Annotated in this window: 30 protein-coding genes, 1 tRNA gene and 1 pseudogene; 15 read left to right on the forward strand and 17 right to left on the reverse strand. The window is 69.5% G+C overall.

What is annotated here, in order from left to right; translation table 11 throughout:
• Window positions 1–712: 712 nt before the first annotated feature.
• The 3 genes from C1I92_RS06200 to C1I92_RS06210 all read right to left on the reverse strand — a co-directional run bounded on the left by C1I92_RS06200 (window position 713) and on the right by C1I92_RS06210 (window position 3,103).
• The gene (locus C1I92_RS06200) at window positions 713–1,246 is read right to left on the reverse strand and encodes an NUDIX domain-containing protein (RefSeq protein ID WP_111253792.1); all 534 of its coding nucleotides are present in this window, start codon (window positions 1,244–1,246) and stop codon (window positions 713–715) included.
• Between the two features lie 26 nt (window positions 1,247–1,272).
• Window positions 1,273–2,613: an NsdA family TPR-like regulatory protein gene (locus C1I92_RS06205; RefSeq protein ID WP_499797825.1), complete on the reverse strand. Its 1,341-nt coding sequence runs from the start codon at window positions 2,611–2,613 to the stop codon at window positions 1,273–1,275.
• A gap of 160 nt (window positions 2,614–2,773) precedes the next feature.
• Complete coding sequence (locus C1I92_RS06210; protein WP_158564022.1) at window positions 2,774–3,103, reverse strand: GntR family transcriptional regulator; 330 nt, start codon at window positions 3,101–3,103, stop codon at window positions 2,774–2,776.
• 137 nt (window positions 3,104–3,240) lie between these two features.
• Between C1I92_RS06210 and C1I92_RS06215 the strand changes: the two genes are divergently transcribed.
• The 10 genes and pseudogenes from C1I92_RS06215 to C1I92_RS06245 all read left to right on the forward strand — a co-directional run bounded on the left by C1I92_RS06215 (window position 3,241) and on the right by C1I92_RS06245 (window position 9,565).
• Window positions 3,241–3,660: a plasmid replication, integration and excision activator gene (locus C1I92_RS06215; protein ID WP_111253794.1), complete on the forward strand. Its 420-nt coding sequence runs from the start codon at window positions 3,241–3,243 to the stop codon at window positions 3,658–3,660.
• Window positions 3,657–3,890, forward strand: a complete 234-nt coding sequence (locus C1I92_RS06220; protein WP_111253795.1) for a hypothetical protein — start codon at window positions 3,657–3,659, stop codon at window positions 3,888–3,890. Before C1I92_RS06215 ends, C1I92_RS06220 begins: the two co-directional genes overlap by 4 nt.
• Window positions 3,890–4,129, forward strand: coding sequence for a hypothetical protein (locus C1I92_RS06225; protein WP_111253796.1), 240 nt, complete (start codon window positions 3,890–3,892; stop codon window positions 4,127–4,129). Before C1I92_RS06220 ends, C1I92_RS06225 begins: the two co-directional genes overlap by 1 nt.
• 393 nt (window positions 4,130–4,522) lie before the next feature.
• On the forward strand, window positions 4,523–4,672 hold the full coding sequence (locus tag C1I92_RS33665) for a hypothetical protein (RefSeq protein ID WP_158564023.1): 150 nt from the start codon (window positions 4,523–4,525) through the stop codon (window positions 4,670–4,672).
• Between the two features lie 42 nt (window positions 4,673–4,714).
• The gene (locus tag C1I92_RS33670; RefSeq protein WP_158564024.1) at window positions 4,715–4,876 is read left to right on the forward strand and encodes a hypothetical protein; all 162 of its coding nucleotides are present in this window, start codon (window positions 4,715–4,717) and stop codon (window positions 4,874–4,876) included.
• A gap of 5 nt (window positions 4,877–4,881) precedes the next feature.
• On the forward strand, window positions 4,882–6,417 hold the full coding sequence (locus C1I92_RS06230; RefSeq protein WP_146605040.1) for an FtsK/SpoIIIE domain-containing protein: 1,536 nt from the start codon (window positions 4,882–4,884) through the stop codon (window positions 6,415–6,417).
• The gene (locus C1I92_RS33675) at window positions 6,414–6,581 is read left to right on the forward strand and encodes a hypothetical protein (RefSeq protein WP_158564025.1); all 168 of its coding nucleotides are present in this window, start codon (window positions 6,414–6,416) and stop codon (window positions 6,579–6,581) included. The genes C1I92_RS06230 and C1I92_RS33675 overlap by 4 nt, the downstream gene beginning before the upstream one ends.
• 84 nt (window positions 6,582–6,665) lie before the next feature.
• Window positions 6,666–7,997: pseudogene (locus C1I92_RS06235) on the forward strand (replication initiator); the annotation flags it as partial.
• Window positions 7,998–8,081: 84 nt separating this feature from the next.
• Complete coding sequence (locus C1I92_RS35550; protein WP_111253799.1) at window positions 8,082–8,285, forward strand: helix-turn-helix transcriptional regulator; 204 nt, start codon at window positions 8,082–8,084, stop codon at window positions 8,283–8,285.
• Entirely contained in the window at window positions 8,246–9,565 is a 1,320-nt protein-coding gene (locus C1I92_RS06245; RefSeq protein WP_199521002.1) for a tyrosine-type recombinase/integrase, read from the forward strand. The genes C1I92_RS35550 and C1I92_RS06245 overlap by 40 nt, the downstream gene beginning before the upstream one ends.
• On the opposite strand, the gene C1I92_RS06250 is transcribed toward C1I92_RS06245, so the two are convergent.
• Together C1I92_RS06250 and C1I92_RS35230 are read right to left on the reverse strand one after the other, a co-directional pair.
• Window positions 9,547–9,620, reverse strand: a tRNA-Pro gene (locus tag C1I92_RS06250). The two genes, C1I92_RS06245 and C1I92_RS06250, sit on opposite strands and share 19 nt — an antisense overlap.
• Before the next feature lie 79 nt (window positions 9,621–9,699).
• On the reverse strand, window positions 9,700–9,834 hold the full coding sequence (locus C1I92_RS35230; RefSeq protein WP_267896713.1) for a hypothetical protein: 135 nt from the start codon (window positions 9,832–9,834) through the stop codon (window positions 9,700–9,702).
• A 100-nt stretch (window positions 9,835–9,934) separates the two neighbouring features.
• Between C1I92_RS35230 and yczR the strand changes: the two genes are divergently transcribed.
• On the forward strand, window positions 9,935–11,365 hold the full coding sequence (gene yczR / locus C1I92_RS06255) for a MocR-like transcription factor YczR (protein ID WP_111253801.1): 1,431 nt from the start codon (window positions 9,935–9,937) through the stop codon (window positions 11,363–11,365).
• Between the two features lie 7 nt (window positions 11,366–11,372).
• On the opposite strand, the gene C1I92_RS06260 is transcribed toward yczR, so the two are convergent.
• The 5 genes from C1I92_RS06260 to C1I92_RS06280 are packed head-to-tail and all read right to left on the reverse strand — an operon-like array spanning window position 11,373 to window position 15,043.
• Window positions 11,373–12,104 carry an ABC transporter permease gene (locus C1I92_RS06260; protein WP_111253802.1) on the reverse strand — a complete coding sequence of 244 codons (732 nt, stop codon included), beginning with the start codon at window positions 12,102–12,104 and terminating at the stop codon, window positions 11,373–11,375.
• A gap of 12 nt (window positions 12,105–12,116) precedes the next feature.
• The gene (locus C1I92_RS06265; protein ID WP_111253803.1) at window positions 12,117–13,034 is read right to left on the reverse strand and encodes an ABC transporter ATP-binding protein; all 918 of its coding nucleotides are present in this window, start codon (window positions 13,032–13,034) and stop codon (window positions 12,117–12,119) included.
• A gap of 28 nt (window positions 13,035–13,062) precedes the next feature.
• Window positions 13,063–13,803: a hypothetical protein gene (locus tag C1I92_RS06270; protein WP_111253804.1), complete on the reverse strand. Its 741-nt coding sequence runs from the start codon at window positions 13,801–13,803 to the stop codon at window positions 13,063–13,065.
• Window positions 13,800–14,678, reverse strand: coding sequence for an ATP-binding cassette domain-containing protein (locus C1I92_RS06275; RefSeq protein ID WP_111253805.1), 879 nt, complete (start codon window positions 14,676–14,678; stop codon window positions 13,800–13,802). The genes C1I92_RS06270 and C1I92_RS06275 overlap by 4 nt, the downstream gene beginning before the upstream one ends.
• The gene (locus C1I92_RS06280) at window positions 14,675–15,043 is read right to left on the reverse strand and encodes a GntR family transcriptional regulator (protein ID WP_111253806.1); all 369 of its coding nucleotides are present in this window, start codon (window positions 15,041–15,043) and stop codon (window positions 14,675–14,677) included. The genes C1I92_RS06275 and C1I92_RS06280 overlap by 4 nt, the downstream gene beginning before the upstream one ends.
• A 117-nt stretch (window positions 15,044–15,160) precedes the next feature.
• Between C1I92_RS06280 and C1I92_RS06285 the strand changes: the two genes are divergently transcribed.
• From C1I92_RS06285 to C1I92_RS06300, 4 genes are read left to right on the forward strand one after another with little or no spacing between them, the layout of a single operon-like run.
• Window positions 15,161–15,490, forward strand: a complete 330-nt coding sequence (locus C1I92_RS06285) for an ArsR/SmtB family transcription factor (RefSeq protein ID WP_111253807.1) — start codon at window positions 15,161–15,163, stop codon at window positions 15,488–15,490.
• Window positions 15,487–15,924, forward strand: coding sequence for an SRPBCC family protein (locus tag C1I92_RS06290; protein WP_158564026.1), 438 nt, complete (start codon window positions 15,487–15,489; stop codon window positions 15,922–15,924). The genes C1I92_RS06285 and C1I92_RS06290 overlap by 4 nt, the downstream gene beginning before the upstream one ends.
• Before the next feature lie 53 nt (window positions 15,925–15,977).
• Window positions 15,978–16,325, forward strand: a complete 348-nt coding sequence (locus tag C1I92_RS06295; protein ID WP_111253808.1) for an immunity protein Imm33 domain-containing protein — start codon at window positions 15,978–15,980, stop codon at window positions 16,323–16,325.
• 43 nt (window positions 16,326–16,368) lie between these two features.
• The gene (locus tag C1I92_RS06300; protein ID WP_111253809.1) at window positions 16,369–16,638 is read left to right on the forward strand and encodes a hypothetical protein; all 270 of its coding nucleotides are present in this window, start codon (window positions 16,369–16,371) and stop codon (window positions 16,636–16,638) included.
• A 12-nt stretch (window positions 16,639–16,650) separates the two neighbouring features.
• Here the strand turns inward: C1I92_RS06300 and def are convergent, their stop codons facing one another.
• From def to sufD, 7 genes are read right to left on the reverse strand one after another with little or no spacing between them, the layout of a single operon-like run.
• On the reverse strand, window positions 16,651–17,196 hold the full coding sequence (def, locus tag C1I92_RS06305) for a peptide deformylase (RefSeq protein ID WP_111253810.1): 546 nt from the start codon (window positions 17,194–17,196) through the stop codon (window positions 16,651–16,653).
• 3 nt (window positions 17,197–17,199) lie between these two features.
• Window positions 17,200–17,835, reverse strand: coding sequence for an HAD family hydrolase (locus C1I92_RS06310; protein ID WP_111253811.1), 636 nt, complete (start codon window positions 17,833–17,835; stop codon window positions 17,200–17,202).
• The gene (locus tag C1I92_RS06315; RefSeq protein ID WP_111253812.1) at window positions 17,832–18,149 is read right to left on the reverse strand and encodes a metal-sulfur cluster assembly factor; all 318 of its coding nucleotides are present in this window, start codon (window positions 18,147–18,149) and stop codon (window positions 17,832–17,834) included. The genes C1I92_RS06310 and C1I92_RS06315 overlap by 4 nt, the downstream gene beginning before the upstream one ends.
• Window positions 18,146–18,607, reverse strand: coding sequence for a Fe-S cluster assembly sulfur transfer protein SufU (sufU, locus tag C1I92_RS06320; protein WP_111253813.1), 462 nt, complete (start codon window positions 18,605–18,607; stop codon window positions 18,146–18,148). The genes C1I92_RS06315 and sufU overlap by 4 nt, the downstream gene beginning before the upstream one ends.
• On the reverse strand, window positions 18,604–19,869 hold the full coding sequence (locus tag C1I92_RS06325; RefSeq protein ID WP_325048131.1) for a cysteine desulfurase: 1,266 nt from the start codon (window positions 19,867–19,869) through the stop codon (window positions 18,604–18,606). The genes sufU and C1I92_RS06325 overlap by 4 nt, the downstream gene beginning before the upstream one ends.
• A 30-nt stretch (window positions 19,870–19,899) precedes the next feature.
• Window positions 19,900–20,658, reverse strand: a complete 759-nt coding sequence (gene sufC / locus C1I92_RS06330; protein WP_111253815.1) for a Fe-S cluster assembly ATPase SufC — start codon at window positions 20,656–20,658, stop codon at window positions 19,900–19,902.
• 31 nt (window positions 20,659–20,689) lie between these two features.
• Entirely contained in the window at window positions 20,690–21,907 is a 1,218-nt protein-coding gene (gene sufD / locus C1I92_RS06335) for a Fe-S cluster assembly protein SufD (RefSeq protein ID WP_111253816.1), read from the reverse strand.
• Between the last annotated feature and the right edge of the window lie 16 nt (window positions 21,908–21,923).

Here is a 21,923-nt window from a genome sequence, read left to right on the forward strand (position 1 = left end):
ACAAGACGGTAGGAATTCGCGGGTACACGTGGAGGTTGTGGGCTAGCAGGACATCCTTCTACATGACGTCCAAGGTACCTAACTCCCTGCATTTGAAGCTCAGCATTCACGGTGATGACCCACGTCCTGAGCACGTAGGCCGGGCAGGTTTCAAGATCGCGGCGGACCGCGAGTCTGACCTTCAAGCGGCAATCGCGCGCGGCGACGTGCTGGTGCGCCGTCGCGGTAAATGGCCGATATGGTTTCCTGGCGTTTCCCTAACTGAGGACGCGACCTTGGTAGCGCGTCTTCGGTGGACTTGGGACGCCTGCACACGAATGGGAGTCGCGCCCTCGCCCGGAGACTTGAAGCATCGTGCCACCGGGTTTGCGGTGCCTCCGCCCGCGCAGCCCGGTGACGCGGTCGATGTTGACCTCATTGTGTCTAACTCAGCACCTTTTTGGTACAATGGAGCGACACCTGCGATAAGTAGCGCATGTGTGGGTCCATTCCAAAACGCCGCAGGGCAATACTTGACCGGAAGCGTTGTTGGGCGACAGGCGAGCCATTATCCACCGCCATCGAATGGGGTCGGCCCGTTTCCGACTACACGGGACGATACAGCGCGCGCGATAGCTATGTCAGTGGACAAGTTTCTCTGGATCGTTGAGCAGCGCATGTCGCTAACTCGACTGCAAGAAATAGCAGGCGACTTCTCGGAGACCTAGACTGTTTACGCTACTTCGCCGTTGATATGGAACAGCAACATTAGTGCGGCCGCAGTGTTGGCGGCAGGAATCTCGCCCTTGCGCACGAGTTCGGGAACTTGCGACAGCGGCACCCATTCGCGTCGCGACGATTCGAAGTCGTCCTCTGGATGCCCGACGTACTCTGCACCTTCGGCCCAGTAGATGTGGTGGCGCGAGTCGGACAGCCCGTTGGCTGGTTCAAGGGTCATCAGGTGGTGGAGTGGACCGGGCCGCCAACCCGTCTCTTCGAGCGCTTCCCGCGCTGCTGCCTCTTCGAGGGTCTCGCCGTCGTCGACCACACCCGCCGGCAACTCCCAGCCCCACGTGTTCGTGATGAAACGGTGTCGCCAGAGAAGGAGCGCCGCCCCGTTGGCCACAGCGGCAGTGAGAACCACCGGACGTTGCCTGATGAGGTAGTGATCCAAGTGGCGGCCGTCAGGAAGCTCGACGTCGGCAAGGTTCACGGTGAACCAACGGTTCTCGTAGACCGTGTGTTCACCGAGGTTCTTCCACTGCATGGTGCGTAGCCTTCCGTGGACCGGTTTCAGGTGAGCAGGTCGAGCGTTCGGTCAAGTCGTTCAATGGCGTCGCGGGTGGCTGCCGACTGGTGAGTAGCCAATGCGTGGCGCAGCTTGCGGAACCGCTGCACGAGGCGGCCGGACTCCATGCCCTGGGCGTGGTCGAGCATATCGAGTACCAAGCCCGCAGCTCGGTCGGCCTCGCCTGCCCGGAGTGCCAAGGTGGCGGCGGTGGCAAGTCTGTTCACGCGGCCCCGCGCGTGCGTCGGAGCGTCGAGTGAAGCCGCTACTAGGTCGGCCGCTGGCCGTAGGTCGCCAAGGCTGATCAGGGCCTCAGTCATCTGCGCTTCGATCAGGCCAGGTTGCACGTAGCTTGTCTCCGCCGGCTCACTGCCAATGTCGATGCGAGCGGCAGCGCGCTCTGCTTCGTGCATGGCCAGGCGCGCCGCTGCTGCGTCACCGATGATGGCAAAGCCCTTGGCTTGCATCACGTGCAGATCGGCGTTGAGCGCTGGAGAGACGGCCGCGCCGGCGGTGCGAAGGGCAGCTTGCGAGAACGCTATGGCCTGACGCGGGTCACCAAGTGCCAACGACTGGTTGACCAACAGGGCCAGCACATATCCGCCGAACGCGCGGTCCCCTGACGACTTCGCGAGCCGCAGTGCCTGGTGAAAGTACCTCTGTGCGACGCCGTGGAATTCCGCGTCATAGGCGCTGATGCCTGCTATGGCAGTCAGGCCGCCGACGGCGCGGTGCAGCTCTCTGCCAACCGCATCTGTGAACGTCCCGTAGAGCATCGGCGTGGTCTGCTGGCTCAGGAAGCCCGCCACTCGAACATGCGTCGCGAGGCCGCCTGCGCTGCGGTACATGTGCTCGTAGTGTTGCCTTGCGTCGTGGAGCGTGCGGACGTCGTTGACCCCGACGTGACGCTCACCGTGCCCCGACAAGTCAACGTCGCCGGGCGGGTTCTCCCACTCCCATACCGGCCGCACCGCGTCCATGCCAGTGACTATGGGTGACGACAGCAGCTCGGGTCGCCGCATGTGGTCTGCGCGCCACATCGACGTTGCGCGGTTGACGAAGGTAGGCAGTGGCACCGGGGCCGATGGGTCGGTCTCCGACGTGTCGAGTCCGATGTCTGCCAGCGTGAGGGGCCGCCCGAGCTGCGCGCCTAGAACCTCGCATATCAGGTCCGGGACCGGGCCTCTTGGCCGTTGACCACGGAGCCAACGAGCGACGGCGGTGTGGTCGTACCGGAAAACGCGGCCATGTCGCGAGGCTGCTTGGTTGACTCGGACCGCCAGTCCTTGCCTGGACATCCCGGCCTCTGAGAGCAACGCGTCCAGCAGCGAGTTCGGCCCTGCCACCGTCTCACTCCCTCTCGCTGGTACTGACCGTGCTTACTCAGAGTAACGAGCACGCATTCACACCCCGTGTGAACCGAGTGCACGAAGGGCAGGTGCGCACGCTCTCCCGCTGGAGTTGCCGCCCGCCTTGACTGGTCGGCATGAGGTTGACAGCAGTGGGTTATTCACCCCGGTCGGATTCGAGTGCCTGGACGCGGCGCTCCAAATCCGCGAGGCGCTGCTCGACGGTGCCGACGCGGGTCGTCGACTGCGGCTGCGGCTCGGCGACGAAGATGCCCCGACCCTGGCTGGTGATTAGGACGCCTTCGCTACCCAGGAGCTGCACGGCCTTTTGGGCCGTCATGAGCGCTACGCCATACCTGCTTGCGAGCTCACGCCCGGACTCCACTCGCTGCCCCGGCTTCAACGCACCGGATGCGATGGCCGACCTCAGGTCGTCAGCGATCTGCACGTACGACGGTCGGGGGTCGTCGTCACTGATCTTCGCCACGAAGACCAGCGTACTCCGGAACGTAGGTCAATGTAGATCGACCTAGTCTGATCTATTGACCGACCCATACTGACCTAGTACAGTCTAGGTCAATGTCAGGTCCGGTTAGCGGGCCGCAACAAGGAAGGAGAGCCGAGATGGCTCTGCAGGGACGTATCCCGGTCACCCACGACATGGTGTTCCCGCACGGCGCGATGGTGCGTGGTGAGGTCACCCAGGTCGACGACTTCGACCAGTCCACGAAGGACAACCGGGTTCAGGAGATCGACAAGGTCACCAAGCTCCGGGTGTGGCAGGTCCGCGTGGATGACCTTGATCCGGAGGCGCGGAAGGGTCAGGACACGATCACGGTCAAGATCCTGGCCGATGTGTGCCCGTCGCTGCCGGACACCATCCCCGGTCTGCCGTTCCGTCCGGTCGAGTTCACCGGCATGACGGTGACGCCGTACGTGGATGAGCGGGGCACTCGACGGAGTATCGCGTACAGCTTCCGCGCCACCGGCGTGCAGGCCCCGTCCAAGGGTGCCCGCAAGTCCGGCGAGAACCAGGCCGCGTGATCACCGTGTCCGCCTTCGATATCAGCGTCGTCGCAGACGCCTCGATGCCGGTCACGACTGACGCGTTCCCGAACTGCGCGGCTGGTCCGTTCGTCACCGTGGTGGTGGCGGGCAGGGATGCGCGGGTGGCGTTCCTGGTGCACGACCTGGCTGTGCTGGACGCGTTCGCCGCCGTGATCCCGGAGGCTCGCGCCAACCTGGTTGCGGCGCTGTCCAAGGTGGCCGCGTGATGGCCGGGGTTCTCGCCCCGTCCGGTGGTGTCTTGTACGTCGATGACGCCGTGTCGGTCGACCCGCTCGACTGCGGCGTCACCTTCGACGGTATCGACGGTGGCCCGGTCCAGCTCGTCACGCTCGATCCGGGCGTGCTGTACCGGATCGCCGCGTGCGCGATGGTCGCCGCCGACACCCTGACGACGAAGCTCGCCGCCCAGGCCGCGAGCACCACGAGGGCTGCCGCCCCTCGATGAGCACCGCCCGGGACCGGACTGGCTCCTACACCTTCGGTCCCGGGCGGCTTCCATCTCCAACCCCTAGAAGGAGGGGAGAGGCATGTTCAACCGTACCGCCCGCGCGACCTCGTGGGCGCTCCCACTGCTGCTCGCCGCGCTGCTGGTCCTGACCGGCGTCGTCGGCACGACTGCCACCGCTCTTGGGCTGTGGTCCCGGTGAACGGCGACCCGGTCCTGTTCGCGGCCATGTCCACAGCTACCGGGCCGACCTACGGATTCGCCTGCCCGTCGTGCGGTCTGCACCAGGCCGCCCAGCCCGACAGCCCATGCCCGCGTTGCGAGAAGGCTGTCAAGCCGTCACGGCGTCGTGCGGTGAAGTCCCGGCCCGCCCGGGCCAAGGGGGCGTGAGCCGTGAGCTACCGCATCTTGTGCTGCGACTCCTGTCCCGCCTCGACCGTCGACACCGGGTCGGCCGGTGACTGGTTCGTCTTCAACGACTCCGGGGACGTGGGTGGCAATGCCCGCTGCCCGGAGTGTCTGCCCGACCAGTCCGACCCGTGACGCTGCCCGACCCGTCCCGGCTCTGACCCGAGGGACGCCCCGATGACTCGCTCGTTCGTGCGTCACCTGCCCGGTGACTACGCCTGTGACGTGTGCGGCCGGACCGGCTGCGATCCGCTCTGGCAGCACATCGTCACGGCCTTCTTCTACTGCGACGACTGCCGTCGCGGCTTCAATCCCGATGACCTCGTGAGGGTGGTGTAACCCCGATGCCCGCTCCGACCACTTCGCCGATCACTCCGTCCCAGGCGGCCACGTTCGCCAAGGGCCTGCGGGATCCCGACTCTTTCCCCCGCCAGCTCGCCAGGATGGCCCTGCTGCTGATCGCCTGGCCGCTGGTGCTGGTGTGGAAGTTCCCGATCCTCGTCGCCGCCCTGGTCGTCGCCGCTGGCGCGGTCTATGCGGCGAGCTACCTGGTAGCGGACTGGACCCTAGTCGCGGCCGCGACAGTGGCGCCCGTCGTGCTGCTCGCGGCCTGGCGCACGGCGCATCGCTCGTCGTTCGCGCCGGTCGGTGCCTGGCTGCTCGGCTGTGTCCGCTGCGGGCTGCTGTACCGGTGGCGGTGGCGTCACCACGCGATCGCCTGCGGGCTGGGCATGCGCGACAAGGACGGCGAGGTCATCACCCCGCGCCTGGTGCGGGTGCTGTCCAAGCCCGGGCGCGACGAACTTAAGGTGCGGATGCTGCCCGGCCAGACCCCGGACCTGTACCTGACCCGGGTGGTCCCGTTGGCGCACGCGTTCCGCATCGCCAGCTCGCACCCCGAGTACATCGACCGGGTTACCGCGACCTGCACGAAGTCCGGCATGGTCACCATCACCTTCCCCCGGGCGGACCCGCTGCGCCACTACGTGCCACCGTTCCGGCATCCGCCGGCCGAACGGCTCGACCTGTCCGCACTGCCCGTGGCGCGCCTGGATTCCACGATGGACGCCTACCGGCTGCCGCTGCTGTACACGCACGTCCTGGTCGCGGGTGCGACCGGCTCCGGCAAAGGCTCGGTGCTGTGGTCCATCGTCAACGCGCTCGCGCCGGGCATCCCGGTCGGGCTGGTGCGGCTCTACGGCATCGACCCCAAGGGCGGCATGGAACTCGCTCTTGGCCGGTCGCTGTTCCACCGCTTGGCCTACGATACCGGTGACGACCGGACCGGGGAGGAACGCGCCGCCGACCTCGTCCGCGTGATGGAAGACCTGGCCGACGTGTCCGCCGCCAGGGCCGCCCGGTACGCGGGGAAGCTGCGCAAATTCGCTCCCTCGCCGGACGAGCCGTACATCGTGCTGGTCATCGACGAGCTGGCGTACCTGACGAAGTACATGCCCTTCCCCGCGCTCAAGAAGACGTTCAGTCAGGCGATGGCCACCGTCCTGACCCAGGGCCGCGCCGTCGGCGTCACCATCGTGGGCCTCCTGCAGGACCCGCGCAAGGAGACCGTGCCGGAACGGTCGCTGTTCCCGGTCAAGATCGGGCTTCGGCTCGACAGCGCGTCGGAGTCCCGGATGATCCTCGGCGACGCCGGCTACGAGCGGGGCGGCCACTGCGAAGCCATCCCCACGGGTCTGCCCGGCGTCGGCTATGTCCTCATCGACGGCGACCCCACCCCGCGCCGTGTGCGGTTCTCCTACCTCTCCGACGACGACGTCCGCGCCCTGGCCTGGACCAACCCGACACCACCACCGGCACCCCCGGCCGCCGCGCTGGTCGCTGTCCCCGACAACGATGACCGTGCGGCGGTGGCGGCATGATCCGCATCCGCATCTACGGCACCCGCGCCGCCTGCCGCGACCTGGCCGACCTGCTGTCAGACCTGCTCGAAGTTACCGAGACGGCAGAGAAGGAGTACCGCCCCGCCTACGGCTCGCACCCGGCGGAGTGGGTCGTCACGATCCGCGCTCGGAGCCGGTCGTGACCTCGACCGCCAGCCTGGACGCCCTCGACGTCGACCAGCTCGCCGCCCGGCTCTCGCAGTCGCGCGCCGAGCAGTCGACGCGGGGGGTGTACCAACCCGATCCGCCTGCAAGGCAGCTCGGTGCACATCGACGCCCGGACGGGTGAAGTTGTCGGCACCTACTCCTCCGCTGACGAGCACGACGGTCACACCTACGTCCGCTGCGGCAATCGCCGCGCCTCGGTGTGCCCGTCGTGCTCGCGGGAGTACAAGGGCGACGCCTGGCATGTGCTGATGTGTGGGCTGGCTGGCGGCCTCGGTGTGCCCGAGTCGGTGACCACGCATCCGTCGGTGTTCGTCACCCTGACCGCGCCGTCGTTCGGCCCCGTGCACCGGGCCGCCGGCAAGAAGGGCGACAAGGGCAAGACACCGTGTCGGGCACGCCGGGACCGGCCTGTCTGCCCGCACGGCCGGGCGCTGTCGTGCACGCGCCGCCACACCGACGACGACCGGTGGACCGGTCAGCCGTTGTGCCGGGACTGCTACGACTACACCGCCCACGCCGTGTGGCAGTGGCACGCCCCGGAGCTGTGGCGGCGGACCACGATCGCGTTGCGCCGTCAGCTCGCTCGTGCCTGCGGCATGACGGTCACGCGGTTCCGTGACCTCGCCCGGCTCTCTTACACCAAGGTGACCGAGTTCCAGGCTCGCGGGGTCGTGCACTTCCACGCCGTGATCCGGCTCGACGGCCCGGACGGTCCCGACACGCCACCGCGGCTTGACCTGACCGCCGACGACATCACCGCCGCTGTCTGGGCCGCCGCATCCGCCGTCGCCGTCGATGCGCCCACCCCGGAGGGCGGCACGCTGCGGCTGCGCTGGGGTGCCCAGCTCGACACCCGCACCATCACCCAGGGTGCGGGCCGCGACGACTCCACCGGCCCGGCTCACCCGGAGATGGTCGGCGCGTACCTCAGCAAGTATCTGACCAAGGGTGTCGAGGACTTCGGGCTGCCGACGACCGGCCGCGTCCGCTCCGTTAGCGACGCTCGGCATGCCGGGGCCACTGACCACGCCTGCCGGATCATTGCCGCCGCCGCGCGGCTCGTCACCGTCCACGAGGACTACCGGCCCATCGTTCGACGGCTTGGCACGCTCGGCTACCGGGGGCACCCGATCACCAAGTCACGCGCGTACTCGGTGACGTTCGGGTCCCGCCGCGAGGCACGCCGCACCTGGCGACGCCGCCGCGCCCGCCTCGAGGCCGATGCCCTGGTGCGTGACGTGCTCGACCTCGACCCCACCGCCGTCGACCAGGCCGACGCTGTCATCACGCTCGGGTCCTGGGTCTATGCCGGTCGCGGCTACCTCACCGACCACGACGCCGCCCAGGCCGTCAGGACGCACACCCTCACCCGCATCCGGCGAGCGGCGTAAATCCTTCGACCGCGGCTGCCGGATTCGCCCGCCGGCCAGCTGCTCGAACAGAAGATCTTCCGGCGATTACAGAAGGAGAACCCCATGAACCCGCCGAACCTCGGTCGGCTTCTCAAGACTCAGGAGGCCGCTGCTCGCCTTCGGGTCGACGACTCCACGCTTCGCCGTTGGCGACAGGCGGGCGTCGGGCCTCGGTTCCTTCAGATCGGGGCGACCACGTATCGCTACCCGGCCCGGGAGCTGGAAGCGTGGATCGCCGCCAACCTGAGCCGGCGGGCAGCCTCGTGACCCGCCCGGAACGCCTTCCACCACTCGGCGTGCGGATCTTCTGTGATGTCGAGGTGGGCCAGCTCAAACGCGGAACTGTCTACTGGGCACGAGTCCGCTGGACCGACCCGGTCACCAAGCGGCGCGAGGTCGTCAAGAAGACCCACAACAGCCAGGACGAGTGCGAGGCGTGGTTCGACCGCATGAGGCGCACCGCAGCGACCGGCCTGGACCCCGGCCAGACGCTCGCGGACTACATCGCCAGCATCGGTGATCGCTGGGCGCGTCAGATCGACAAGACCTCGACGTTCGATGGGTACTCGTCCGGCCTGCGGCTGCGGGTGGTCCCGGCTCTTGGTCACTTGCCGGTGAACATGATCACGGCGGGGCTGATCGATCGCGTGATCGATGACTGGGAGGACAAGGGCATCGGCCGGTCGACCATCAAGAACACCATCGCTCCCCTGGTCCTGGTGCTCAACGAGGCCAAGCGGGACGAGCTGATCGAGCGCAACCCGGCCGACGACCGCGCCCGCCGGACTGCCGTCGGCCGACGAACCGGCCACGACGAGGAGGAAGCGCCGAACCCGCGCGACTTCGCGCTGCCCGACGTCGCCGCGCTAGAGGAGCTGGTGGCCGAAGTGGTCAAGGCCGGGCGGCATCCGTGTTGGGGCGACATGGTGACGATGCTGGCCACAACAGCAATGCGGATCAGCGAGGCATCCGGTCTGGAAGCGCGGTACGTCGACTGGGACAACGGGATCATCCGGGTCGAGTGGCAGCTCTACCCTGGTCGCGGCGGGCTGGTCCGCAAGCGCACGAAAGGCCGGCGCCGGCGGAAGGTCCCGATCATCGAACCGCTGATGCCGACGCTGGAGCGCCTGATGAAGGGTCGGAAGCCAGATGATCGGCTGCTGCGTGGTCCCCGCGGGGGCGTGATCACCACGGCGACCCTGCGCGACGCGACCCGGTGGGACGAGCTGGTGACGCGCCTCGGTCACCCAGCCTTGGTCCGGCACGGGTTGCGGCACACCGCGCTCACGTGGATGGCTGACGCGGGCATCTCGCTCGACGTGTTGCAGCAGGTCGCTGGGCACCAGTCCCCCGACGTGACGTCGCGCTACCTGCACCCGGACCTGTCGGCGTTGAAGGCCGCCGGGGAGTCGTTCTCGGCCTGGTGGTCCAAGCCTGGTCCAAAGCCGCCCCGGCTCCGGGTGATCGGCGGCGGTTCTGGACCAGAAAAAAGCCCCGTTGACCTGCGTCAACGGGACTCGTCCACGAGTCGGGCTGACAGGATTTGAACCTGCGACCCCCTGACCCCCAGTCAGGTGCGCTACCAAGCTGCGCCACAGCCCGTGGCTGCCCCAGCCACGAGCGCGGCGAGGCGTGGACAGTCTACAACCTCCCGGACGGCGCGAAGACCACCCCGCGGCGTTCAGGGCAGCGGCCGCCGGCTGTCGTAGTCGAAGCGGTCGGGCTGCGGCCGCACGTCGCCGTAGCGAACGGTCCAGAGCCCGGACGCCACGAGAGCGGCCAGCAGCAGCACCGTCACGACCAACATCGCGCCCATGATCATCCACACCCTAGAGAGAAGGCCAATCCACTACCACCTCCCACAAAACACCAGTCCACCCTTTCCAACAAGATGCCAATCAGGTACAACTGGACTGATGAACGACGGTGGACGACTGGGGCCGAAGGATCTCCGGACCCTGCTCGGGGAATGGGAGACCGGCGGGCGCAGCGCCTACCAGGCGCTGGCCGACCGGATCCGGCTGCTGATCATCGACGGGCGGATACCGACGCGGACGAGGCTGCCGGCGGAGCGGGAGTTGGCCGACGCCATCCAGAAGAGCCGGACGACCATCGTGTCGGCGTACCGGGAGCTGCGGGAGTCCGGGCACTTGGTCAGCGTCCGAGGATCCGGCAGCGTCGTCGCGCTTCCGCACGCACAGGAGCCGCCCAGCGCGCGGCCGCAGCCGGCCGTCATCGAGTTCTCGAAGGCGGCGCCGACGGCGATCGGCGGGCTGGAGGCAGTCATCCAGCGGGCGATGAGCGACGTGCCTCGGGTGCTGGCGAAGAGCGGGTTCGACCTGGTCGGGAGCCTCGTGCTGCGCGAGCGGATCGCACACCACTACACCGAGCGGGGCCTGCCGACGCGACCGGGGCAGCTCATGATCACGCTCGGCGCGCAGCACGCGATCGCCCTCATCGCGCGCACGCTGGTCCGCCAGGCCGACCGGGTGCTGGTCGAGGCGCCGACGTACCCGCACGCGATCGACGCGTTCCGGCTGAGCGGCGGGCGGCTGGTCACCACGCCGGTCACCACGAGCGGCTGGGACGGCGACCGGCTGCGCGACGCGTTCGAGCGGGCCCGGCCGGCGGTCGCGTACCTCGTCCCCGACTTCCAGAACCCGACCGGCGCCTCGATGCCGCCGGGGCAGCGCGACGACGTCGTCCGCCACGCGCGGCGGGCGGGCACCGTCCTCGTCATCGACGAGACGACGGCCGATCTCGACATCGAGCGCGGCTGGACCGACGTGCCGTTCGCCGTCCGCGCGGACGACCACCACACCGTCACCATCGGCTCGCTCGCCAAGACGGTGTGGGGCGGCCTGCGCATCGGCTGGATCAGGGCCGACGACGACGTCATCGGCGCGCTGCACGGGGCCCGCGCCGCCGGCGACCTCGGCACGCCGGAGCTGGAGCAGCTCGTCGCCACCGAGGTGTTCGACGACTACACCGCGCTGGTGCAGCGCCGCACCGCCCAGCTGCGCCACCACCGCGACGTCCTGGTGCGGGAGCTGCGGGAGCGCCTGCCGCACTGGGACGTGCCTGTGCCCGACGGCGGCGCGTCGCTGTGGGTCGGGCTCGGGGCGCCGATCAGCTCGGCCCTGGCTCTGTTCGGCCTGACCAGGGGCGTCAGCCTCACCGCCGGCCCGAAGTTCGGCGTGGACGGCGCGTTCGAGCGGTTCCTCCGGCTCCCCTACACGGGCCGGGTGGACGAGCTCACGCGCGGCGTCCACCTGCTGGCGGACACCGCGCGCTCGCTCCCCGTCCTGCCGGCCGGGCAGGCGCCGCAGCTGGCCGACGTCGTCTGAGTAGGCCTCACTCCCAGCGGAACGTCCGCGCGGCGATCGCGCCGACGACCACCGTCACGACGGCCAGGGCGAGCAGGTTCGTCGCGCCGGGCCAGGAGCCGTTCCACGCGTCCTGCAGCGCCTCCATGCCGGCGCCCAGCGGCGACACGTCGCGGATCGGCCGCGCCCACGACGGCATCAGGTCGCCGGGCGTCCAGACGCCGGCGAAGAACATGCTCGGGAAGAACAGCAGCATCCCGATCGACGTCGCCGCCTTGCCGGTCGGGGCCAGCGCCGCGACCAGCAGGCCGATCGCGAACAGCGCCGTCGCCGTCAGCACGAACGCCACGACGAACCCGAGCATGTTCGACGGGGTGCCCAGGTCGAAGACGAGCGCCGCGAGCAGCAGCACCATCACCGCCGCCGCCACCAGCGCGACCAGGTTGACCAGCAACTGGGCGCCCAGGACGTTGCCGGGGTGAACCGGCGTCGTCGACATCCGGCGCAGGATGCCCTTCTCGCGGTAGGTCGCGAGCACCGTGGGAAGGATGCTGAGCCCGAGCAGCGCCGCCGACAGCGCCAGCGCCATGACCGGCAGGAACGCCTTGGTGATTCCGGTCTCGGGGTCGTCCTCCCCCAGCCCGATCGAGCCGAACACGACCATGAGGCCGATCGGCAGGGCGAACGTCATGACGGCGGACGTGCTGTCGCGCAGGAACAGCTTGGACTCGACGGTGGTGATCTTGGTCAGCGTGGACATGGCAAGCTCCTCTCAGCCGGCCGCGGGCTCGAACGTGCGGCCGGTCATCGCGACGAACGCGTCCTCGAGACTGGCCTGGTCCATCCGCAGCTCGGCGGCGACGACGTCGTGCGCGGCCAGGGTGGTGATGACGGCGTAGGGCAGGTTGCCGGTGCCGGTGACGACGTAGTGGGCGCCCTCGCGGCTGACCGCGGTGACGTCCGGTAGCGCCGTCAGCACCGACTCCTCCAGCGGCGACGACGGCCGGAACCGCAGCGTCTGCTCGGTGGCGACGCGAGCGATCAGGCCGGCCGGGCTGTCGATGGCCGCGACCCGGCCGCCGTCGATCAGCGCGAGCCGGTCGCACAGCCGCTCGGCCTCGTCCATGAAGTGCGTGACCAGGACGATCGTGACGCCGCGCGCCCGGACCTGCTCGATCAGCTGCCAGGTGTCGCGCCGCGCCTGCGGGTCCAGCCCGGTGGTGAGCTCGTCGAGGACGGCGATGCGCGGGTTGCCGACCAGCGCGAGCGCGATCGACAGCCGCTGCTTCTGCCCGCCGGACAGCTTCTCGAACCGGGTGTCCGCCTTGCCCGCCAGGCCGAGGTCGCCGAGCAGTTCGGCCGGGTTCGCCGGCGACGGGTAGAACGACGCGTAGAGGTCCAGCGCCTCGGCGACGGTGATCTTCTCCGGCAGCTCGCTCTCCTGCAGCTGCGCGCCGAGCACCTTGCGCACCTCGGCACGGTCGCGGACGGGGTCCAGGCCCAGCACGCGGACGCTGCCGCCGTCGGGCCGCCGCAGCCCGCCGATGCACTCGACGGTGGTGGTCTTGCCGGCGCCGTTGGGACCGAGGATCCCGAAGATCTCGCCCTCCTCGACGGTGAACGACACGTCGTCGACGGCGACCGTGGAGCCGTAGACCTTGTGGAGGTTGGTGACGTCGATGATCGGCATGGTGCTGCCGTCCTTCCAGGTCGGAGGGTCAGGCCTTCTGCGGCCGGAGGTCGATGCTGCGGACGAAGCGCTGGATGCCCGCGAGGGTGAGGACGACGAGGGCGAGCGAGACGGCGATGGCGGCGGCGTTCGGCAGCCGCTCGAAGCCCATCGCCTCCATGGCCGCGCCGCCCCAGCCGACGGACATGACCGCCTCGACGGCGAGGATCGGCAGCACCAGCAGCGGCAACGCGATCGTCGGGCCGAACCAGCCCCACTTGTAGTACGCCGAGCCGATCAGCCAGCCGCCGGCCACGTTGCCGGCGACGACGATCCAGACCTCGGGGATGACGATCCAGAACTCGTAGCCGTGCTCGAACAGGTGCGGCTGCGTGAACTGCGGCGTCGCGTCGGACAGCCGGTAGGCCCCGTACTCGACGAGGTAGCCGAGGGCCTCGATCAGCGCCATGACGCCGGCCATCGCGATGACGACGGCCGAGCCGGCCCAGCCGAAGCTGCGCCGCGTCACCCCGGAGGCGACGGCCACCGGCAGGTAGGCGGCGGTGATCATGACGCCCATCGAGAGCGGGAAGTAGCGCGTCGCGTAGGCGGAGTTCTCCCAGATGCTCTCGCCCTCGTCGCCGCCCAGCCCCGCCGTCAGCGCGATGATCACGCCGATCGCCAGGAAGATCGCCACAACGATCAGCAGGAACCACCCGACGGACCGCGCGTACCCGTAGGAGAGGTCCAGGAACGACGCGCGGGCGCGACGGAACGTGAGGGCGCTCATGCCCGGTCTCCCTTCGTGAGGTGGACGAACAGGTCCTGCAGCGCGACGGGCGACAGCTCCAGGCCCCAGTCGGCGGCGACGGCGCGCGCGTCGCGGCCGATCTCGCCGTAGACGGTGACCGACTTGGTGCCGCCGAGCCGCTGCTCGCCGAGCACCGTCATGCCGGTGGTGAAGTCGTCGACGGCCGCCGCGGGTCCGACGACGGCGGCGCCACGCATGCGCAGGGACTCGGTGTCCTCGTGGGCGACCAGCCGGCCGTTGTCGATGATCACGACCTGCTCGAACAGCCGCGCGACCTCCTCGATGAGGTGGGTCGACAGGATGATCGTGCGCGGGTGCGCGATGTAGTCCTCGAGCAGGACGTCGTAGAACGCGTACCGCGACGGCGCGTCCATGCCGAGGTAGGACTCGTCGAGCATGGTCAGCGGCGCCCGCGAGGCCAGCCCGACGGTGATGCCGAGCGCCGAGCGCTGCCCGCGCGACAGCTTGGTGACGCCGCGGTTCACCGGCACCTCGAACAGGTCGAGCAGCCGCTGCGCGAACTCCTCGTCCCAGCCGGGGCGCAGCATCCGGGCCCGGTGCAGGATGCCCTTGACGTACTCGCCCTCGACGACGAGGTCGCCGCTCTCGCGGATCAGGCAGATCTGCTGGGTCAGCCGCTCGTTCTCGAACGGCGCCTCGCCGTCGACGAGGATCGTGCCCTCGGTGACCCGGCGGAACGCCGCGATCAGCGACAGCAGCGTCGTCTTGCCCGAGCCGTTGCGGCCGAGCAGCCCGTAGATCTTGCCGCCCTCGAGCTTCAGCGTGAGGCTGTCGATCGCGGTGACGCCCGGGTAGCGGACGGTCAGGTCCTGGATCTCGATGCCGAACGTCATGCCTGATCACGACCCTTCAGCGTCTGGAGGTGGGCGACGACGTCGTCGAGCGGGATGCCGATGACCCGGGCCTCGGCGACCATCGGCTCGACGACGTCGGCGAAGAACCGTTCGCGCCGCTGGGCCAACAGCGCGTCGCGGGCGTCGGCGCTGACGAACATGCCGATCCCCCGCCGCTTGTAGAGGACGCCCTCGTCCACCAGCTGCTGGAACCCCTTGGCGGCCGTCGCCGGGTTGATGCGGTAGAACGCCGCGTACTGGTTGGTGGACATCACCTGCTCGTCAGCTCCCAACTCGCCGCTGAGGATGTCGTTCTTGATGGCCTCCGCGATCTGGTGGTAGATCGGGCTCCGATCGTCGAACATGTGCACCCCCTCCGGTTCCTAGGTTCATTACTTGACTAATGAACCGTAGCACCAGTGAACCGAAGAACGCAATCGAGAGCTTGATAGTTCACCACTTGGTGAAGTATTGTGCGTGGCGTGTCCCCGTCCGCGCCCGCCAGCCTCGACGTCGTCTTCGCCGCGCTCTCCGACCCGACGCGGCGCGCCGTCGTCGAACGACTGCGGCTCGGGCCGGCGACGATGACGGAGCTGGCCACTCCCCTGTCGGCCACGCTCCCCGCGTTGACCAAGCACCTCGCCGTCCTGGAGCGGGCCGGTCTGGTGACGACGGCGAAGCGGGGGCGGCAGCGGTTCTGCGCGCTCACGGCCGCCCCGCTGCGCGACGCCGCCGCGTGGCTCGCCGAGTACGCCGCGTACTGGGACGAGCGGCTGGACGCCCTGACCGGCTATCTGAAGGAGAACCCGTGACGATTCCGTTGACGCTGCAGCTCAAGCGGCATGTGCCGGCCGCGCCCGAGCGGGTCTGGCGGGCGTGGACCGACCCCGCCGAGCTGGCCCGCTGGTACTGGCCGGCCTCGTTCCAGACGACGTGCGACGTCGACCTGCGGGTCGGCGGCCGGTTCCGGATCGCGTCGGCGACCGCCGCGATGGCCGTCAGCGGTGAGTTCGCCGCCGTCGAGCCGCCACCGGCCGGCCGGCTCGTGCACACCTGGCGCTGGGACGGCGAAGAGGTGGAGACGCTGGTGACGGTCGAGTTCCTGGCCGGCGCCGACGGTGGCACGGACGTCGTCGTCACGCACGAGCGGTTCACCGACGCGGGCGACTGCGCGAACCACGCCCAGGGCTGGACCGACTGCCTCGCCCGCCTGATCGCGCACGACTTCGCCCCGCCGGACCGCTGAAATCCGCGACAGCGCCTGTCTCTGTCCTGCTGGGTGAGGGCTATCGTGCCGCCATGACGGACGACCTCGCCGCGGCGCAGGCGCGCGTCGCAGAGCGGTTCGGCGTCGTGCCGGACGTGCCGGCGCCGGACGCGAAGATCGGCATCGCGCGCAACGTCCGTGACGGGCTGGTGCCGCTCAACGGATTGCGGCATCCGCCCGAAGGCGGGACCTGCGGCTGGTACGTGTGGGCCGGTGGGAAGCTGCCCCGGCGACGGGACTTCTTCGTGCCGCTGCACGTGACGCACCTCGCGGACTGGTGCCCGCAGGCGCTCCCCTACCTCGGACTGCCGCCGGGCTGGAGGTTCCTGCTCGCGCCGGACCACGAGGACGTCTGGTTCGACGAGGGCCTGCTGTCATGACGGGAGCGGCGACCGAGGCGCCCTCTGACCCGCGCGGGCTCCGATGACCTACGAGCTGCGACTGCCCGCCGACTTCGGCGACTATGCGTGGGAAGTCGAGGCCAAGGGATGGTTCCCGGCGGACGTGACGGCGCCCGACGGCACCACGTACCGGGTGACGTTCTACGACCCGGTGCGGCTCCGGCACGACGTCGAGGCCGACCTCGCGGCCGGGCGGACGGTGCCGATCGCCCGGCTGATCGTGGTCGAGCGGGTCACCGCCGACCACATGGCCAGGGCGGTCGCCAGGCTGCCCGAGAGCTTCTTCCGCTGACCCGGGAGGCGGTCAGATGGCGCGGCCGAAGGTGGCGTGCGGCGAGTCCCTGATGACCGGGACCTGCTCCCCCGCCCAGTCGGCCTCGCGGATGACCTTCATCGCGGCCTTGCGGGCCTCGCGGTCAAGCTTGTCGATGAACAGGATGCCGTCGAGGTGGTCGGTCTCGTGCTGGATCGCACGCGCCAGCCGCTCCGACCCCTCGATCGCGACCGGGTCGCCGTACATGTTGAAGCCGTGCGCGACGACGCGCAGGGCGCGCAGGCAGTCGTACTCAAGGCCGGGCAGCGAGAGGCAGCCCTCGGGGCCGAACTGCTCCTCCTCCGACAGCTCCAGCGTCGGGTTGATCAGGTGACCGACGACGTCGTCGACGTCGTAGGTGAAGACGCGGAGGGAGACGCCGATCTGCGGGGCGGCGAGGCCGGCGCCGGGCGCGGCCTGCATGGTATCGACGAGGTCGGTGACGAGCTGGCGCAGCTCGCGGTCGAAGTCGACGACGGGCTCGGCCTTGGTGCGCAGCACGGGGTCGCCGAACAGCCGGATCGGTCGGACGGCCATCTCTTACTCCTCGGTGGGACGGTCGGACGCGACCAGGCCCAGCTGCGACAGCTCGTCGCGCAGCCGGTCCGGGCCGGTGAAGTGCAGGCTGGTCATGCCGAGCTCGGCGGCGGCGTCGACGTTGGGCGGGTTGTCGTCGATGTACACCGTCGACGACGCGTCCAGGCCGTACCGGTCCAGCAGCAGCCGGAAGATCCGCGGGTCCGGCTTCACCAACCGCTCGACCCCGGACACGACGATGCCCTCGAACCAGGACAGCCACTCGAACCGCTCGACGGCCAGCGGGAACTTCTCCGCCGACCAGTTGGTCAACGCGTACAGGCCGACGGACCCGCTGGAACGCAGCTCGCGCAGCAGCTCGACGGTGCCGTCGATCTCGCCGCCGATGGTCTCGATCCACCGCGCGTCGTAGGCCTCGATCAACGCTGTGTACTGAGGGTGCAGGGCCGTCAGCTCGGCGACGGCGTCCGCCCAGGTCCGGCCCGCGTCCTGCGCGGCGTTCCAGGACGGCGTCGTGACCTCGGCCAGGAACCGCTCGACCGACTCCTCGGACGGCAGCAGCGTCCGGTAGAGGTAGCGCGGGTCCCAGTCGACCAGCACTCCCCCGAGGTCGAAGACGACGGCCTGCGGCGCGCTCATACGTTGAAACCGAGCGCGCGCAGCTGCTCCCGTCCCTCGTCGGTGATCTTGTCCGGCCCCCACGGCGGCATCCACACCCAGTTGATGCGCAACTCGGTGACGAGGCCGTCGGTGGCCGCGTTGGCCTGCTCCTCGATGAGGTCGGTGAGCGGGCAGGCGGCGCTGGTGAGCGTCATGTCGACGGTCGCGACGTTCTGCTCATCGACGGTGACGCCGTAGATCAGGCCGAGGTCGACGACGTTGATGCCCAGCTCGGGGTCGACGACGTCGCGGAGGGCCTCCTTGAGGTCCTCGAGGTCGACGGTGGTGGTCATCGGGACTCCTTCGAGATCGGTCCGGCGCCGGTGAGCGCGCGGGCGGTCGCGTCCTTGAACGCCATCCAGCTCAGCAGCGCGCACTTGACCCGGGCCGGGTACTTGGCGACGCCGGCGAAGGCGATGCCGTCGCCGAGCACGTCCTCGTCCGGCTCGACCTGGCCGCGGCCCTGCATGAGCTCGGTGAAGGTCTTGTCGACGGCGAACGCGTCCTCGACGGTGCGGCCGGTGAGCAGCTCGTGCAGGACGCTCGCCGAGGCCTGGCTGATCGAGCAGCCCTGGCCGTCGTACGAGACGTCGGTGATGGTGGAGCCGTCCAGCTCGACCCGGACGGTGATCTCGTCGCCGCAGGTGGGGTTGACGTGGTGCGCCTCGCCGCCGAACGGCTCGCGCAGCCCGCGCCCGTGCGGGTGCTTGTAGTGGTCCAGGATGATCTCCTGGTACAGGCTGTCGCTCACCCGAAGAACCTCTTCACCTGCTGGAGACCGGCCGCCATCGCGTCGATCTCGTCGAACGTGGTGTACAGGTAGAACGACGCTCGCGTGGTCGCGGGTATTCCGTAGCGGACGCAGACCGGCCGGGCGCAGTGGTGCCCGACGCGGACGGCGACGCCCTGCTCGTCGAGGAGCTGGCCGACGTCGTGCGGGTGGACGCCGTCGACGACGAACGAGACGGTGCCGCCGCGCGACTCCATGGAGTTCGGGCCGATGATCCGGACGCCGTCGACGGCGTTGAGCTGGTCCAGCGCGTACGCCGTCAGCGCCTGCTCGTGCTCGTGGATGCGGTCCAGGCCGACGCCGGTGAGGTAGTCGACGGCCGCGCCCAGGCCGATGGCCTGCGCGATCGGCGGCGTCCCGGCCTCGAACTTGTGCGGGATCGGCGCGAACGTGGAGCCCGTCATCGCGACGGTCTCGATCATCTCGCCGCCGCCGAGGAACGGCGGCAGCGCGTCGAGCACGTCGCGGCGGCCCCACAGCACGCCGATGCCCGTCGGGCCGACCATCTTGTGGCCGGTGAACGCGAGCAGGTCCACACCCAGCTCGGTGACGTCGATCGGCTGGTGCGGCACCGACTGCGAGCCGTCGAGCAGGACCAGCGCACCCACCTCACGCGCCCGGGCGACGACGGTGGCGACGTCGTTGACGGTGCCGAGGCTGTTCGACTGGTGCACCAGCGAGACGATCTTCGTCCGCTCGTTGATCAGCTCGCCGATCGTCGACAGGTCCAGCCGGCCCTCGTCGGTGAGCCCGAACCAGCGGAACGCCGCGCCGGTGCGCTGCGCCGCCAGCTGCCACGGCACGATGTTGGAGTGGTGCTCCATCTCGGTGACGACGATCTCGTCGCCGGGCCCCAGGCGGTACCGCGGGTCCTCGGCCAGGCCGCTGGCCAGCGTGTGCGCGACGAGGTTGAGCGCCTCGGAGGCGTTCTTGGTGAAGATGATCTCGTCGCGGCTGGGCGCCTTGATCAGCGCGGCGATCTTGTCGCGGGCGCCCTCGTACGCGGCCGTCGACTCCTCGCCGAGCTGGTGCACCGCACGCGCCACGTTGGCGTTGTGCTGCGTGTAGTGCTCGGCGAGGGCGTCGAGGACGGCCGTCGGCTTCTGCGAGGTGTTCGCCGAGTCGAGGTACACCAGCGGGTGGTCACCGGCGAGCCGCCGTTCGAGGATCGGGAAGTCCTTGCGGACCCGATCCACGTCCAGCGGGCTGTGCGGTGCGCTCACGATGGCTCCTCTACTCGGGATGCGGCGGGGTCAGGCGGGGGTGCCGACGTAGTCGACGTAGCCCTTCTCCTCCAGCTTCTCCGCCAGCTCCGAGCCGCCCTCCTCGGCGACGCGGCCGCCCACGAAGACGTGCACGAAGTCGGGCTTGATGTAGCGCAGGATCCGCGTGTAGTGCGTGATCAGCAGGACGCCCTTGTCGCCGTTGGCGGCGAAGCGGTTGACGCCGTCGGAGACGACCCGCAGCGCGTCGATGTCGAGGCCGGAGTCGGTCTCGTCGAGGACGGCGAACTTCGGGTTGAGCAGCTCCAGCTGCAGGATCTCGTGCCGCTTCTTCTCACCACCGGAGAAGCCGGTGTTGAGGTCGCGCTCGGCGAAGTCGTCGGCGATGGCCAGCTGGTCCATGGCCTGCTTGACGTCCTTGACCCAGGTGCGCAGCTTCGGCGCCTCGCCGTCGACGGCCGTCTTGGCCGTGCGCAGGAAGTTCGACACTGACACGCCCGGCACCTCGACCGGGTACTGCATGGCGAGGAACAGGCCGGCGCGGGCCCGCTCGTCGACCGTCATGGCCAGCACGTCCTCACCGTCGAGCAGCACCTCGCCGCTGGTGACGGTGTACTTCGGGTGCCCGGCCAGCGAGTAGGCCAGCGTCGACTTGCCCGAGCCGTTGGGGCCCATGATGGCGTGCGTCTGGCCGCTGTTCACGGTGAGGTCGACGCCGCGCAGGATCTCCTTGGGACCGGACTCGGTCTCGACGGAGACGTGCAGGTCGCGGATCTCCAGGGTGCTCATTGTCTTCTCTTGCCTCTCGGTTCTTCGGTGGTCAGTGCGTCGTCGCGGCGGCCGGGAGACCCTCGCCCAGCGCCAGCTCGCGCTCGACGGTGGCGATCAGCCGCTCGGCGATCTCCGGTACGCCGATCTTGTTGATCAGCTCGGTGAAGAAGCCGTGCACGACCAGCCGGCGTGCCTCGTCGGCCGGGATGCCCCGCGCCATCAGGTAGAACAGCTGCTCGTCGTCGAACCGGCCGGTGGCGCTGGCGTGACCGGCGCCCTCGATCTCGCCGGTCTCGATCTCCAGGTTCGGGACGGAGTCGGCGCGGGCGCCGTCGGTGAGCACTAGGTTGCGGTTGAGCTCGTAGGTGCTGATGCCCTCGGCGGCCGGCCGGATGAGCACGTTGCCGATCCACACCGTGTGCGCCTTCGCGCCCTGCAGCGCGCCCTTGTAGAGCACGTTGCTGCGGCAGTTGGGCTGGTTGTGGTCGACGAACAGCCGCTTCTCCAGGTGCTGGCCGCTGTCGGCGAAGTACAGGCCGAGCAGCTCCGCGTCGCCGCCGGGCGCGGCGTAGTCGAGCGTGACCGACGTGCGCACGAGGTCGCCGCCGAAGCTCACCACGACGTGCTTGATGACGGCGTCGCGGCCGACGCTGACGTGGTGGTGCGACAGGTGCACGGCGTCGTCGGCCCAGTCCTGCAGGCTGACCAGCGTGAGCCGGGCGCCGTCGTGGGTGACGATCTCGACGTTGTCGGCGAACGCCGCCGAGCCCTCGTGCTCGAGGACGACGACGGACTGGCTGAACCGCTCGGCGGTGATGACGACGTGGCCGGCGGCGGCCTTCTCCGCGCTCAGGCCGCGTAGCCGCACGATGGTCGGCTTCGTCGTGACCACGTCGGCCGGGATCGTGATGGCCAGCACCTTGTCGGCCTCGGCCCACGCCCGCGCGCTGACGCGGTCGTTCGGCACGTAGCCGGACGAGCCGCGCCGCGGGTCCGTCGCCTCGACCGTCTCGACGACCACCTTCGGGTCGGCGTCGACGCTGACCTCGTAGTCGTGGCCGTCGAGCGGGGCGTCGTCGTGCAGGCCGCGCAGCCGCGCCATCGGCGTGAAACGCCACTCCTCCTCGCGCCCGCGCGGCACGACGTGGTCGGCGACGTCGAACGAGGCGACGGTGTCGAAGGCGCTCCCGCCGTGGTCGGGTGCGCCTGCCCCGTGCGAGTGCTCGGTGAGGCCGTGCTGCGCCTGCTGAGCGGTGTCGGTGGTCATCTGCTCTCTCTCGTGG

It is taken from the genome of Jiangella anatolica, assembly GCF_003236295.1.
In the GTDB taxonomy this organism is placed as follows: Bacteria; Actinomycetota; Actinomycetes; order Jiangellales; family Jiangellaceae; genus Jiangella; species Jiangella anatolica.

Bases quoted from the DNA above. Each gene is read 5' to 3' on its own strand.
- C1I92_RS06225 (WP_111253796.1), top strand. From the start codon at position 3,890: ATGGCCGGGGTTCTCGCCCCGTCCGGTGGTGTCTTGTACGTCGATGAC.
- C1I92_RS35550 (WP_111253799.1), top strand. From the start codon at position 8,082: ATGAACCCGCCGAACCTCGGTCGGCTTCTCAAGACTCAGGAGGCCGCT.
- C1I92_RS35230 (WP_267896713.1), bottom strand. From the start codon at position 9,834: ATGGGCGCGATGTTGGTCGTGACGGTGCTGCTGCTGGCCGCTCTCGTG.
- C1I92_RS06265 (WP_111253803.1), bottom strand. From the start codon at position 13,034: ATGCCGATCATCGACGTCACCAACCTCCACAAGGTCTACGGCTCCACG.
- sufC (WP_111253815.1), bottom strand. From the start codon at position 20,658: ATGAGCACCCTGGAGATCCGCGACCTGCACGTCTCCGTCGAGACCGAG.
- C1I92_RS06300 (WP_111253809.1), top strand. From the start codon at position 16,369: ATGACCTACGAGCTGCGACTGCCCGCCGACTTCGGCGACTATGCGTGG.
- def (WP_111253810.1), bottom strand. From the start codon at position 17,196: ATGGCCGTCCGACCGATCCGGCTGTTCGGCGACCCCGTGCTGCGCACC.
- sufD (WP_111253816.1), bottom strand. From the start codon at position 21,907: ATGACCACCGACACCGCTCAGCAGGCGCAGCACGGCCTCACCGAGCAC.
- C1I92_RS33675 (WP_158564025.1), top strand. From the start codon at position 6,414: ATGATCCGCATCCGCATCTACGGCACCCGCGCCGCCTGCCGCGACCTG.
- C1I92_RS33670 (WP_158564024.1), top strand. From the start codon at position 4,715: ATGACTCGCTCGTTCGTGCGTCACCTGCCCGGTGACTACGCCTGTGAC.
- C1I92_RS06215 (WP_111253794.1), top strand. From the start codon at position 3,241: ATGGCTCTGCAGGGACGTATCCCGGTCACCCACGACATGGTGTTCCCG.
- C1I92_RS06260 (WP_111253802.1), bottom strand. From the start codon at position 12,104: ATGTCCACGCTGACCAAGATCACCACCGTCGAGTCCAAGCTGTTCCTG.
- C1I92_RS06315 (WP_111253812.1), bottom strand. From the start codon at position 18,149: ATGACCACCACCGTCGACCTCGAGGACCTCAAGGAGGCCCTCCGCGAC.
- C1I92_RS06280 (WP_111253806.1), bottom strand. From the start codon at position 15,043: ATGTTCGACGATCGGAGCCCGATCTACCACCAGATCGCGGAGGCCATC.
- yczR (WP_111253801.1), top strand. From the start codon at position 9,935: ATGAACGACGGTGGACGACTGGGGCCGAAGGATCTCCGGACCCTGCTC.
- C1I92_RS06275 (WP_111253805.1), bottom strand. From the start codon at position 14,678: ATGACGTTCGGCATCGAGATCCAGGACCTGACCGTCCGCTACCCGGGC.
- C1I92_RS06270 (WP_111253804.1), bottom strand. From the start codon at position 13,803: ATGAGCGCCCTCACGTTCCGTCGCGCCCGCGCGTCGTTCCTGGACCTC.
- C1I92_RS06295 (WP_111253808.1), top strand. From the start codon at position 15,978: ATGACGGACGACCTCGCCGCGGCGCAGGCGCGCGTCGCAGAGCGGTTC.
- C1I92_RS06200 (WP_111253792.1), bottom strand. From the start codon at position 1,246: ATGCAGTGGAAGAACCTCGGTGAACACACGGTCTACGAGAACCGTTGG.
- C1I92_RS06310 (WP_111253811.1), bottom strand. From the start codon at position 17,835: ATGAGCGCGCCGCAGGCCGTCGTCTTCGACCTCGGGGGAGTGCTGGTC.
- C1I92_RS06230 (WP_146605040.1), top strand. From the start codon at position 4,882: ATGCCCGCTCCGACCACTTCGCCGATCACTCCGTCCCAGGCGGCCACG.